This window comes from Bradyrhizobium sp. LM2.9, from assembly GCF_054056555.1.
Window position 1 is genome coordinate 571604 of sequence record NZ_JBSRYJ010000002.1, and the last position, 12019, is coordinate 583622.

The window sequence follows — 12019 nt, forward strand, 5'->3', positions numbered from 1 at the left end:
TGTCCCGGACAAGCTGCGACGCGTGAGCGTTGCCGCGCAGAGCCGGGACCCAGGGGCCGCGAACTGCTGCGCGACATGGGCCCCGGCTCTGCAGCGCACCGTCGAAGAGACGCTGCGCCGCGTCCGGGGCACGAGAGAGCGCAGGCCTCACACCGCCGCCAGCTTCCGGTACAGCGCGTTGTAGCTGCCGGCCGAGATGCTCCAGGAGAACGACCGTCCCATCGCGCTGCGGCGCATGGTGTCGAGCTGGTCGTGCGCCATGAAAGCCTGGAAGGCACGGCGGACGCCGCCGAGAAAGGATTGGTGCGAGGGTTTTGAGAACAGGAAGCCGGTTTCGCCGTCGGTGATGGTCTCGGCGAGGCCGCCGGTCTGGTGGCCGATCGGCAGCGAGCCGAAGCGCTGGGCGTACATCTGGCTGAGCCCGCACGGCTCGAAGCGCGACGGCATCAATGTGAAATCGCTGCCGGCGAAGATGCGGCGCGCCTGGGCGTCGTTGAAGCCGATCACGACCCCGATCGCGTCGGGCCGCCGGCGATGGGCGTCGATCAATGCCTGCTCGAGCGCCGGCTCGCCGGAGCCGGTGACCACGATCTGCCCGCCGGCATCGACGATCTCGTCGGCCGCCGCCAGCACAAGGTCGATGCCCTTCTGGTGCACGAGCCGCGCGACGATGCCGAACATAGGCCCGCGCGACACCGCGAGCCCGAACTGCTTGCGCACGTAATCCGCATTGGCTTTCTTGCCGACCCAGTCGCCGGCGCCGAACTGCTGGGCGAGCTGCGCGCAGGAGCGCGGGTCCCAGCTCTCGTCGATGCCGTTGAGGATGCCCGTGAGCTCGGACGCGTCGGAGCGCAGCCGCAGCAGGCCTTCCAGGCCGCAGCCGAATTCGTCCGTGGTAATTTCCCGGGCGTAGGTGCCGCTGACGGTGGTGAGGTGCGAAGCATAGACCAGTCCCGCCTTGAGGAAGGAGAGCTGGTCGTAGAACTCGACGCCGTCGATATGGAAGGAGCTTTCGGGGACGCCGATTCGCCGCAGCGAGTCTTTGGGGAAAAGCCCCTGATAGGCGAGGTTGTGGATGGTCAGGATCGACGGCAGCTTGGCGCCGCGCCAGGCCAGGTAGGCTGGCACGAGCGAGGCCTGCCAGTCATTGGCATGGATCAGGTCTGCTGCCCAATTCTTGTCCAGCTTGCCCATGGCAAGCTCAGCGGCGGCCGAGGCCAAGCGCGCGAAGCGGATGTCGTTGTCCGGCCAGTCGCGCCCGGACTCGTCACCGTAGGGATTGCCGGGCCGGTCGTAGAGTTGTGAGCACAACAGCACATAGACAGGAAGGCCGTCCTTGGTCGCGGCCCGGCCGAGCGAGCAGGCCGGCATCTCCGCGAATGCCGGACAGCGGCCAACGATCTGAATATGCGTGAGTTGTTCGATGATGTCGCGATAGCCTGGCAGCATGACCCGGATATCGGCGAAAGGACGCAACGCTCTTGGAAGAGCGGCGGAAACGGCTCCAAGTCCGCCGACGCGGACGAAGTCGTCCATCTCTGTCGTAACGAACAAGACCCTCAAGAACAGCTGCCCTTATCCGATCCCGTTGCTGCTATGCAAGAACGGGTCCAGTTGCCCTGGAATTCCCAGGCCCGCCCGCGCGGCGCATCGGTTCGGTAAAGACTTTCCTACTCAGCCGTCGCCCTCTAGGGTCGGCGCACCAACAACAGAGAACTTCGATAGTTCCTAAGTGACCCGAGGACGCAAGCAGGCATGCAGCTATCAGAGAAGCATGAGGGGACGACGACAAGGGCCTTCGCCGGCCTCAGGGTCCTGGATTTTTCGACCACCATCGCCGGTCCCCATTGTGCGCGGATGCTCGCCGACATGGGCGCCGAGGTCATCAAGATCGAGACCGACGGCGGCGAGACGATGCGGACCCGCCCGCCGCTGCGCAAGGGCTGCAGCACCGTGTTCGGCCAGCTCAATGTCGGCAAGAAGAGCGTTGTGCTGGACCTCAAGTCCGAGGACGGCAAGGAGGCGGTGCGCCGGCTGGCCGCGACGGCCGACATCCTGGTCGAGAACTTTCGTCCCGGCGTGATGCACCGGCTGCGGCTCGACTATGACAGAATACGCGCCGTCAATCCGAAGCTGATCTACTGCTCGATCTCAGGCTACGGCCAGAGCGGCCCGTCGGCCGAGCTGCCGGCCTACGCACCGGTGATCCATGCGGCCTCCGGCTACGACATGGCCCATCTGGCCTACCAGCCCGGCCGCAGCCGCCCGGATTATTGCGGCATCTACCACGCCGACGTCGTCACCGGCACCTACGGTTTTGGCGCGATTGCGTCGGCGCTCTACCAGCGCACGGTAACTGGGCTCGGCCAGGCACATCGACGTCTCCATGCTGGAATCGATGCTGACGCTGACGGTGATCGAGTTGCAGAACTCGCAGTTCGCCGTGAAGCCGCCGCCGCGCCCGATGTTCGGGCCGACCGAGACGGCGAGCGGGTATGTCATGATCACGGTTGCCAGCGAGAAGACGTTTCAGGGGCTGATGGGGGTGATCGGCCGCCCCGAATGGATCTCCGATCCGCGCTTCGCCACCTACGCCGCGCGTCGCGACAATTGGGCCGACTTGATGGATGGTGTCGAGGCCTGGTCGCGGCAGCTCTCGACCGATGTCTGTCTTGTCGCGCTAGGTGCGGCCGGCGTGCCGGCCTCGGCCTACCGCACCGTGTCCGAAGCACTGGCCGATCCGCAGATCGCGCATCGTGAGGCGCTCTCGTCGGTGGAGGACGAAGGTGGCTCGTTCCAGGTCCTCAATCTGCCGTTCCGGATGACCGGTGCCGACACGACACCGGGCAAGACAATGGCCGTGCTTGGCGAGCACACGGACCCGCTGCGGGCGGAGATCGGGCTCACCGACAGTGGACCAATTCCGTCAGGCAAAACAGCCGCGCAAGTCTGACGGCAAGTCTGACGGCAAAGCCGACGGCAAGTCTGACGGCAAGTCTGACGGATAGCATCGTGCGGCAAGCAATGCGGCGTTGCGCGTGGTCGGCTTGCCATCATCCGCCAGCCTAAACTAGACAGGTCCGAGTTTGTCTCGTCCTGCCGCCCATGCCATGGTGGCGACGACAAGAAAAGTATCCGGGAGGACGCCGATGAAGAGTTTCAAGGTTGCCGATTTCAAGGCGCCGCTGCAGGAGTTCGACGAGGCGACGCCGCAGCCGTCCGGCACGCAGGTTCTGATCAAGGTGAAGGCCGCCGGCGTCTGCCATAGCGACCTCCACATCTGGGAAGGCGGCTACGATCTCGGCCACGGCCGCAAGCCGCTGTCGCTGAAGGATCGCGGCATCAATTTGCCGCTGACCATGGGGCACGAGACGGTCGGTGAAATCCTGGCGTTCGGCCCGGACGTGAAGCCGACGGATCAGGGCGATCTCACGCTTGGCGACATCGGCTTGGTCTATCCCTGGATCGGCTGCGGCAAATGCGCCACGTGCCTCGGCGGTGACGAGAACATGTGCCTGACGCCGCGCTCGCTCGGCGTTTATTGCGACGGTGGTTATTCCGATCACATGCTGGTGCCGCATCCACGCTATTTGCTCAATCTCAGAGGGCTCGATCCCGCGTCGGCTGCACCCTATGCCTGCTCGGGTGTCACGACCTACAGCGCGCTGAAGAAGATCGAGCAGCACTTTGACACGCCGATCGTGATGTTCGGTGCAGGCGGGCTTGGCCTGATGGCGCTGTCGCTCTTGAAGGCGATGGGCGGCAAGGGCGCGATCATGGTGGACATCGATGCGAAGAAGCGCGAAGCCGCAGAGAAGGCCGGTGCGCTCGCGACCGTCGATCCCAAGGCGCCGGACGCGCTGGAGCAGCTTGCCAAGAAAGCCGGTGGTCCGATCCGCGCCGTGCTCGATCTCGTCGGCAACGCCGCCACCACGCAGCTGGGCTTCGACTGCCTGACCAAGGGCGGCAAGCTCGTCATCGTCGGCCTGTTCGGCGGCGGCGCGACCTGGGCGCTGCCGCTGATTCCGATCAAGGCGGTGACGATCCAGGGCAGCTATGTCGGAAACCTGCGCGAGACGCAGGAGCTGCTCGACCTGGTGCGAACGAAGAACGTAGCGCCGATCCCGGTGACGCGGCAGCCGCTCAACAAAGCCAACGACGCGCTGGTGCAGTTGCAGCAGGGCGCGGTCGTCGGGCGCACGGTGCTGACGCCGTAGCGAAGGCTCTATCCTCCGTCATTGCGAGCGAAGCGAAGCAATCCAGACTGCCTCCACGGATGCATTTCTGGATTGCTTCGTCGCCAAAGCTCCTCGCAATGACGACCTCACTTAATTTTCGCGCAGGAAATCCGATGTCCGCAAACAACGCCTTCCACATTGCCGTGCTCGCCGGTGACGGCATCGGTCCCGAAGTGATGGCGCCGGCCATCGAAGTCCTGCGCAAGATCGAGACGAAATCCGGCTTGAGCTTCCGCTTCACCGAAGCGCCGGCGGGCGCCAATCATTACCTCGCCACCGGCAAGTCGATGCCCGACACCACGATCAAGCTGTGCGAGGAGGCGGACGCGATCCTGCTTGGGGCCTGCGGCCTGCCGTCGGTGCGCTATCCCGACAACACCGAGATCGCGCCGCAGATCGAGCTGCGCTTCATCTTCGATCTCTATGCCGGCGTGCGTCCGGCGCGGCTCATTCCGGGCGTGTCGAGCCCGATCGTCGGCGCCGACCAGCGCGGCATCGATCTCGTCGTGATCAGGGAGTCCACCGAGGGCCTGTTCGCCTCGATGGGCAAGGGCGTCGTCACCCATGAGGACGCCCGCGAGACCATGGTGATCACGCGCAGGACGTCCGAGCGCCTGTTCGAGTTCTCGTTTCGCCTCGCCGAGCGGCGCAAGGCGCGCGGCAAGCCCGGGATGCTGACCTGCGTCGACAAGGCGAACGTGTTCAAGGCCTTTGCCTTCTTCCGCGGCATTTTCGACGAGATCGAGAAGCGTCATCCCGAGGTGAAGACCGATAGGCTCTATGTCGATGCCTGCTCGGCGATGCTGGTGAAGCGCCCCTGGGATTTCGACGTGATGGTGATGGAGAACATGTTCGGCGACATCGTCTCCGACATCACCGCGAGCCTGATCGGCGGGCTCGGCATGGCGCCGTCGGCCGACATCGGCGACAAATATGCCGTGTTCCAGCCCTGCCACGGCACCGCGCCTGATATCATGGGGCAGGGCAAGGCCAATCCCACCGGCATGATCCTGTCGGCCGCGATGATGCTGGACTGGCTCGCCGACAAGCACGGCGTCGAGGGCGCGGCGGAAGCCGGTGAGAAAATCGAGCGTGCGGTGGACAAGGTTTATGCCGACGGCATCAAGCCGATGGAATTTGGTGGCCGCAACGGCACCGCCGACATCACGAAGGCGGTGCTCGCGGCGCTGTAGGCTCGCGCCGATTTCGACGCGATGGGCAAGCAACCGATATACCCATCAGCGTACATAGCGCCAGAACGCCTCCGCCCCAGACCTGCGCGCCGGTTCCTTAGGCTTCTACTCCGAGCGACTTGGCTGTCCGCCGATCGATAGCCAGTTCAAGCGCCGCGAATTGCCCTCGCAGTCCACGTCCGCTCCCGCATGACGCTGCAAATCTGGAATTTGAATTCGCTGAAGAAGGCTTCGACCCCACGCCGTTTCGCCTTGGCGTGCTCCGGATCGATCCGCCAACGGTGAAGTGCTTCCTCGGTCTCGAACTCGACGATCGTCACTCGCTCTCCATCGTCCGCAACGAAGCCCTTGTGTGAAATGTAACCCGGTATTGTTCGCGCGAGTTCGCTCATGCGTTTTGCCATCGGCCCATACTCATCCTGAGCGCCGGGATTCATTCGAGTGCGAAATACAGTGACGATCATCAGATAGGCTCCTGTGTGGGACGAACTCGGTTCACGGCCTTTGCGGCGGCAGTCGCCCTAGTCGGCAATGCCGTCAATGATAATGAAGTCGGCGTCCGCATACTTTTGACGAATAATCCGCGCACTCTGATATTCCGGACTTGCGTAGCAGGCAGCGGCCGTGGAACGGTCCTTGAATTCGACCACGACGTTCCGCTCGCGGGCCTCTCCCTCCATTTTTTCGTACGCCCCGCCACGCACGATGAATTTTGCGCCGAATTTCTTGAACGCCAGGTTAGCCGCAGCAAGGTACTCGGGGTAGTTTTGCTCATCGCGAACCGAGACGCGTACAATCCAATAAGCCTTCGGCACGTCATTCTCCGTTGTTGTTTCCCGGATGGCAGAAGCCATCGTCCGTGCCGTGATCTTTACCTGAGGCGCGTAATCACATATAATGAATAATTATGATCTAATTGATCACACTGAGAGATGTATGGATCTGTCGGATCTGCGGATATTCATCGCTGTCGTGCGCGAAGGCGGCGTGACCCGCGCGGCCGAGCGGCTGCATCGCGTTCAGTCCAATGTGACGACCCGTATCCGGCAGTTGGAAGAGGATCTCGGCGTGGCCCTCTTCATTCGAGAGGGTAAGCGTCTTCATCTGGCGCCCCAGGGGCAAGTGCTGCTTGGCTACGCCAATCGCTTGCTCGCGCTTGCGGATGAAACACGCGATGCCCTGCAAGACGCAAAACCCCGCGGAACGTTCCGCCTCGGCGCGATGGAAAGCACGGCCGCTGTCAGGCTGCCGGGACTGCTCAGCGAATACCACAGACGGCAACCAGGGGTCGTTCTGGAGCTTCGCACCGGCAATCCGCAGGTTCTCGCGAGCGCCATTCTCGCCGGCGATCTCGATGCAGCCCTTGTTGCCGAACCCATCGCCGATGAGCCCTTTGAGAAGGTGCTCGCCTTCGAGGAGGAGTTGGTGATTATTGCGGCTGCCAATCATCCGCCGATCGTCAAGAAAGGCAGCAGCCTGCCACGTACCATCATCGTCTTCGAACACGGATGCCCGCATCGCAAGCGGCTTGAAGACTGGTACGCAAGGCGAAACGAAATGCCGGTGCGCATGATCGAGCTGGCGTCGTATCACGCAATGCTGGGCTGTGTCGTTGCGGGCATGGGCGTCGCGCTGATCCCCAAAAGCGTTCTGACCACTTTTCCGGACAGAAGGCTGTTGAGCGTCCACCCGTTGGGACGAACGGAGAATCGGGCGTGGACTGTGCTCATCTGGCGCAGGGGAGCGGGCTCCGCGAACGTTCAGGCCTTGAAGGAGATGTTGCAGAGCTCCAGGTTGGTGAGTCAGAGGACAGTGAAGACAGCCACGGCCGTATGAGGCGCTACTTCCCCGAAAACTGCGGCTTGCGCTTCTCCATGAAAGCCTGCCGGCCCTCGCGAAAATCAGCACTGTCCATACAGGCCCTGCCGACTGCCTTGATCGCGTCCATGTCGCGCGCGCTTTCGTCCTTCAGCACTTGCGCGATGGTAGTCTTGGCCGCCTTGATCGCGAGCGGGGCGTTCTCGGAGATCGTCTGCGCGATTGTCATCGTCTCACCCCAGAGCTCATCGATGGGGAACACGCGCTCGACCAACCCGATGCGCAGCGCTTCGGTGGAATCGATGCGCATGCCCGTGTACATCAGGAGCCGCGCCCAGGACGGTCCGACCAGCGACACCAGGTGCTTCAATCCATCATAGCCGTAGGCGATGCCGAGTTTCGCCGCGGGAATGCCGAACTGGCTGCCATGGGAGGCGATGCGGATGTCGGCGAGCATCGCGACCTGCATGCCGCCGCCGAGGCAAAAACCCTGGATGCTCGCGATCGTCGGCTTGGGATAGTCGGCGAGCAGCGCGCGCTGGGCGGCGCTGCGTTTTGCATATTCCTCGGACGCGGCGGCGTTATGGCGCGTCTTCTCGAACTGGCTGATATCGGCGCCCGACACGAACGCCTTGCCGCCGGCGCCGCGCAGGATCACGACGCGCACGGCATCGTCGTCGCGCAGGCTCGCCAGCGCCTCGCCAAATCCCTCCCACATCTCCAGCGACATCGCGTTGCGCTTGTCGGGATTGTTGAAGGTAATCACGCCGACGCCACTGGCTGTGTGCTTGAGGATCTTGCCGCTGGCGTAAGGTGTTTCGGTCGTGCTGGAAATATCAGGCATCGCGTGCTCGCTTGTCGTAGGCCGGGCGCAATGTGCGGCCGGGGCAGGGCCCGGGTCAACCGCGGCAGGGGATGCGGCTTTGCATCCGCCTGTCCCGCGATTGCATGGCGTTATTTATTGAGCGTGATCTTTTCGGAGAACCGCTGCGCGCTTTTCGGGGGCATGCCCCTAGCGCACCATGTGCGCGGTGAGCGGATGGCTGCCGGCATTGCTGAAGAACGCCGCCTCTTCGGCGATCGCCTCCAGGAGCTGCTCGTCCTGGTTATGGACGTCGTTGCGGAAGTGCCGTTCTGCTGGCGCACGGTGAAATTCGGCGTGTGCGTGCCCGACCAATCGATCGGATTGTCGTGGGCGTCGAGCACCTCCATGTGCATGCGCGACGAATAGGTCGTGCTGATTCGAGAAATCGGCGGCAGGCTAGCGCCTCCCGGTTGCGGCCCCTTAAGCACGGCGCATCGCGAGCCCCGCGCGTCGGACGCGCGGTCTCTGGATTGGGTCGCGACAGGTCGGAATGGATTCGCGATAACCGCGGGCGGGGGCGACACAAACGTCAACAAAAAGGGGCGGTCATGCCGCCCCGAAAAAGACCGCGCACGAGCGCGCCGGGTCTCGTCCAATCCGGCCGCGCCCCCGTGACGCGGCGGATTGAACATCGGCCGGAAAGGCGCGAACGCCGATCGGCTCAGGCTTCGTTCGCTGCGATCGATTCCATCAGCGAGACAAGCTGACGCTGCACCGTCTGGTCCTTGATCTTGCTGTAGGCGCGCAGCAGGCGGAGGCTGAAGGCCGAGTCCAGGAACAGCAGGCTCTCGACTTCGCGCGCCTTGTTGTCGCCGTCGTAGAAGAAGGTCACGGGCACGTCGAGCGAGGTGGCGATCTGCTGAAGCCGAGCCGCGCCGACGCGATTGACGCCCTTCTCGTATTTTTGGACCTGCTGGAAGCTCACGCCGAGCTTGTCGCCGAGCTCAGCCTGCGAGATCTTCATCTCGACGCGCCGCAGACGGATCCGTTTGCCCAGCTCAATGTCCGGCTTGCCGGCACTGCGCTGCTTCATTCTCTTCGCCGCTGTCTTCATCTTTTTTCTCATCGGTCTTCGGTTGAAAACCCCCCGAAGAGCTGGGTCAGGGGTTCGCCCATATACTCGTCCTTGAATTCATGCGGGTGCACGAACTCTTCCTTAAACCACGGGAAACGCGCCGGATTGAAGGCTTCGATCAGCCAGTCAATCATGTGCCGCACTCTCGGTATCCGACCGCTACCGGGATGGTAGGACAACCAGATATCCAGCGGTCTGTTCAGCTCGACCTCCAGTGGAATCAACTTCCCGCCAAGCGCAATGGCGTAGCTCGGAAACACGCCGATTCCGGCGCCATTCGCGACCGCCCAGTAGTTGGCGCTTGAGACGTTGGTCTTCATGACCAGAAGGTCACGTTCCGGAACGCCGGGGAAGAAGCTCTCGAAAGTTTCCTTGGCGGCAAGCTGGTCGGCGAATTGCAGCACCAGGCGGTGCTTGATCAACTCCATCGCCGAGCGCGGCGCGCCATGTTTTGCAATGTATTTCTCGGAGGCCCAGAACATCAGATGCATGCGCCCGAGCCGCACCATCTTGACGTCGAGCGCCGAAGGTCGCGACAGGTGGATGGCGACGTCGGCCTCGTGGCGGGAGACGTCGGCCGAGCGCATCGCGCAATGCAGATCGACCAGGATCTTCGGATAGGCCTGCTGGAATTCGACCAGCCGCGGCGCGAGCCAGAACGTGCCGAGTCCCTCGGTCACGGCGACGCGGACCTCGCCGGACAGGGCATTCGCCGTCGAATCGCTGGTGCGCAGCACGTCAAACGCAGCCGCCTCCATCCGCTCGACGGCAGAGACCACCAGCGCGCCTTCGTCGGTCAGATGAGTGCCGTGGACGTCGCGGGTGAACAAGGTGGTGCCGGTCTGGCGTTCGAAATCATCGATCCGGCGGCGGACGGCGTTGATCGACAGCGACAGGCGCTCGGCCGCCGAGCGGAAACTCCCGCATCGCACGACTTCCAGGAAAATGCGCGCCGCATCCCAGTCCGAGAGGCCGCTGATGTTTATCTTTGGGCGTTCCTCCAGTGGAACGCCCCTTTCCGCCAAGGAGTGCATACAAGTCCCTTCAGGTCGCTAAACTGGCAGAATATGGGGCAAACCACAACCACGGCGGGTTGGGGAACGACGAGTTTTGAACGTCATCCTTACTGTGTCGCGGGTGGTATTTGAGTGCTGCCAAGGGGCAGCGAACAAGGGCCGGGAATCGGGCGGACTATCGCCCGTATGAGGGGTGTGACGTGAGTTCCGTTGCGAGCCGCGACATGGCTGCGGGATTGTCGGCGTTGTCCGCAATGGATGTCCTTGCGCGAGAGCCGATGCCGCCTTCTGCGATGGATCAATCGCAGCACGCCAGGCGTTTTAAGCCTGAGCATTTTGACGACAGCCGGCACACCGGCGCGATGTTCGCCGGAACCGCGGTTTCAACGCCAAAACACACTGAAATCCTATTCGGAGGCGCAATGGCCTCGTGTTATCGTCGGTACTCCATGGGGGCCGCGGGAATCGTCGTCATTACGTCTCACGGGCCGAATTAACGGAAAGAACGCCGGTGTCGCATTCAGACGAACAGTTGCAGTCGGTGCTGGAAGCACTCGAAGCGTGCCGCAGGGTGCTCAACGAGAGCAACAACCGTGAGTCAGCCGAGCTGCTGTCCATTGTCATTCTGGACGTGCGGATGAAACTCAAAGGAATTGACAGCGCCGATCTCAAGGCGCTGTGCGACGAAATGCTGCGGAGCGCTGCAGGCGAACCGCTGCCCCCCTCCAAGCAGACGCAGGACCAGCCCCGGCGTCCGCTGCTCCGCGTGGTGAAGTAGCCGCGCCGCCGAATCTCGCTTTTTGGCGAGATTTGTGCGCGTCCCGATGCCGCATCTGTGATTGCAGACGGCATCGGGAGGAGCCCTGGTTTTGTGCGCCTCTGTTGCGCATTCGCTGGCATCGGCTACACCAGAGCCGGTTCGGCTCCGGGCCGCGCGCATTCCCCGCGCGCCGCGCCGGCGCCTGAGATGGCTCCGACTGCACCATGCAAAATGTTTCGATCCCGGCGGCGCTGATTGCCGGCCTCGTCAGCTTCCTATCCCCTTGCGTCCTGCCGCTGGTTCCGCCCTATCTGATCTATCTGACGGGCGCCACGATCGAGCACGTCGAGAGCGACGAGCCGGCATCGGCCTCCAAGCGCGCGATCATGATGGCGGCGCTGCTTTTTTCGTGCTCGGTTTCTCGACGGTGTTCGTGGCGCTCGGCGCCAGTGCCTCGCTGATCGGGGGCCTGATCCGCGCCTGGTCGGCCGAGCTCTCGATCCTGGCCGGCATCGTCATCATCGTCATGGGCCTGCACTTCCTGGGCCTGACGCGCATCGGCCTGTTGATGCGCGAGGGACGCTTGACTGCGCCCAAGCCCGTCGGCCTCTGGGGCGCCTATGTGATGGGGCTCGCCTTCGCATTCGGCTGGACGCCCTGCATCGGCCCGATCCTCGCTGCGATCCTCTCGGTCGCCGCGGCGGAAGCGACGGTGACCAAGGGCGCGGGCCTGCTCGCGGTCTATTCGGCCGGCCTCGGCATTCCCTTCCTGATCGCCGCGTTGATGATCGAGCAGTTCTCAAAACTGTTCGCGCGCATGAAGGGCCAGCTCGCCAATGTCGAGCGCGCCATGGGCGTCTTGATGGTGATCACCGGCATCGGCTTTCTCACCGGCACGGTCTCGAATGTCAGCATCTGGCTGCTGGAGACATTTCCGGCTCTGCAGACGATCGGGTAGATCGAGCGTGTTCATGGCGGTGGCTTCTGGAATAAAGCAAAGCCGCGTGGTTTGTTCGCATCCTGATGCATCGAAAAGGCTTGTGGCGATGTCGCT

Annotated in this window: 11 protein-coding genes and 2 pseudogenes; 7 read left to right on the top strand and 6 right to left on the bottom strand. The window is 63.2% G+C overall.

The window, feature by feature from the left end:
* Window positions 1-147 precede the first annotated feature (147 nt).
* The gene (gene glgA, locus ACVWW3_RS04260; RefSeq protein WP_256468284.1) at window positions 148-1563 is read right to left on the bottom strand and encodes a glycogen synthase GlgA; all 1416 of its coding nucleotides are present in this window, start codon (window positions 1561-1563) and stop codon (window positions 148-150) included.
* A gap of 192 nt (window positions 1564-1755) precedes the next feature.
* On the opposite strand from glgA, the pseudogene ACVWW3_RS04265 reads away from it, so the two are divergent.
* The 3 genes and pseudogenes from ACVWW3_RS04265 to ACVWW3_RS04275 all read left to right on the top strand — a co-directional run bounded on the left by ACVWW3_RS04265 (window position 1756) and on the right by ACVWW3_RS04275 (window position 5431).
* A pseudogene (locus ACVWW3_RS04265) lies at window positions 1756-2953 on the top strand (CaiB/BaiF CoA transferase family protein).
* 196 nt (window positions 2954-3149) lie between these two features.
* Window positions 3150-4217, top strand: a complete 1068-nt coding sequence (locus tag ACVWW3_RS04270) for an alcohol dehydrogenase (protein WP_456650825.1) — start codon at window positions 3150-3152, stop codon at window positions 4215-4217.
* Window positions 4218-4351: 134 nt separating this feature from the next.
* The gene (locus ACVWW3_RS04275) at window positions 4352-5431 is read left to right on the top strand and encodes an isocitrate/isopropylmalate dehydrogenase family protein (RefSeq protein WP_247348278.1); all 1080 of its coding nucleotides are present in this window, start codon (window positions 4352-4354) and stop codon (window positions 5429-5431) included.
* A 146-nt stretch (window positions 5432-5577) separates the two neighbouring features.
* Here ACVWW3_RS04275 and ACVWW3_RS04280 read toward each other — a convergent pair whose 3' ends face one another.
* Together ACVWW3_RS04280 and ACVWW3_RS04285 are read right to left on the bottom strand one after the other, a co-directional pair.
* Complete coding sequence (locus ACVWW3_RS04280) at window positions 5578-5895, bottom strand: antibiotic biosynthesis monooxygenase family protein (RefSeq protein ID WP_456650824.1); 318 nt, start codon at window positions 5893-5895, stop codon at window positions 5578-5580.
* A gap of 57 nt (window positions 5896-5952) precedes the next feature.
* Window positions 5953-6285: a DUF1330 domain-containing protein gene (locus tag ACVWW3_RS04285; protein WP_456650823.1), complete on the bottom strand. Its 333-nt coding sequence runs from the start codon at window positions 6283-6285 to the stop codon at window positions 5953-5955.
* An 82-nt stretch (window positions 6286-6367) separates the two neighbouring features.
* Here ACVWW3_RS04285 and ACVWW3_RS04290 point away from each other — a divergent pair, with 82 nt between their 5' ends.
* On the top strand, window positions 6368-7267 hold the full coding sequence (locus tag ACVWW3_RS04290; RefSeq protein ID WP_456650822.1) for a LysR substrate-binding domain-containing protein: 900 nt from the start codon (window positions 6368-6370) through the stop codon (window positions 7265-7267).
* Window positions 7268-7271: 4 nt separating this feature from the next.
* Here ACVWW3_RS04290 and ACVWW3_RS04295 read toward each other — a convergent pair whose 3' ends face one another.
* Window positions 7272-8093: an enoyl-CoA hydratase gene (locus tag ACVWW3_RS04295; RefSeq protein ID WP_456650821.1), complete on the bottom strand. Its 822-nt coding sequence runs from the start codon at window positions 8091-8093 to the stop codon at window positions 7272-7274.
* 117 nt (window positions 8094-8210) lie between these two features.
* Here ACVWW3_RS04295 and ACVWW3_RS04300 point away from each other — a divergent pair, with 117 nt between their 5' ends.
* Entirely contained in the window at window positions 8211-8480 is a 270-nt protein-coding gene (locus ACVWW3_RS04300) for a hypothetical protein (protein WP_456650820.1), read from the top strand.
* Window positions 8481-8775: 295 nt separating this feature from the next.
* Here the strand turns inward: ACVWW3_RS04300 and ACVWW3_RS04305 are convergent, their stop codons facing one another.
* Both ACVWW3_RS04305 and ACVWW3_RS04310 read right to left on the bottom strand, forming a co-directional pair.
* Window positions 8776-9147 carry a helix-turn-helix domain-containing protein gene (locus tag ACVWW3_RS04305; protein ID WP_247317264.1) on the bottom strand — a complete coding sequence of 124 codons (372 nt, stop codon included), beginning with the start codon at window positions 9145-9147 and terminating at the stop codon, window positions 8776-8778.
* Window positions 9148-9176: 29 nt separating this feature from the next.
* A complete protein-coding gene (locus tag ACVWW3_RS04310) occupies window positions 9177-10223 on the bottom strand; it encodes a LysR family transcriptional regulator (RefSeq protein ID WP_247342640.1) in 1047 nt (348 codons plus the stop codon).
* Window positions 10224-10716: 493 nt separating this feature from the next.
* Between ACVWW3_RS04310 and ACVWW3_RS04315 the strand changes: the two genes are divergently transcribed.
* Both ACVWW3_RS04315 and ACVWW3_RS04320 read left to right on the top strand, forming a co-directional pair.
* Window positions 10717-10983 (top strand): hypothetical protein, encoded by a 267-nt coding sequence (locus tag ACVWW3_RS04315; RefSeq protein ID WP_456650819.1) that lies wholly within the window; start codon window positions 10717-10719, stop codon window positions 10981-10983.
* Window positions 10984-11189: 206 nt separating this feature from the next.
* A pseudogene (locus ACVWW3_RS04320) lies at window positions 11190-11923 on the top strand (cytochrome c biogenesis CcdA family protein).
* Window positions 11924-12019 lie beyond the last annotated feature (96 nt).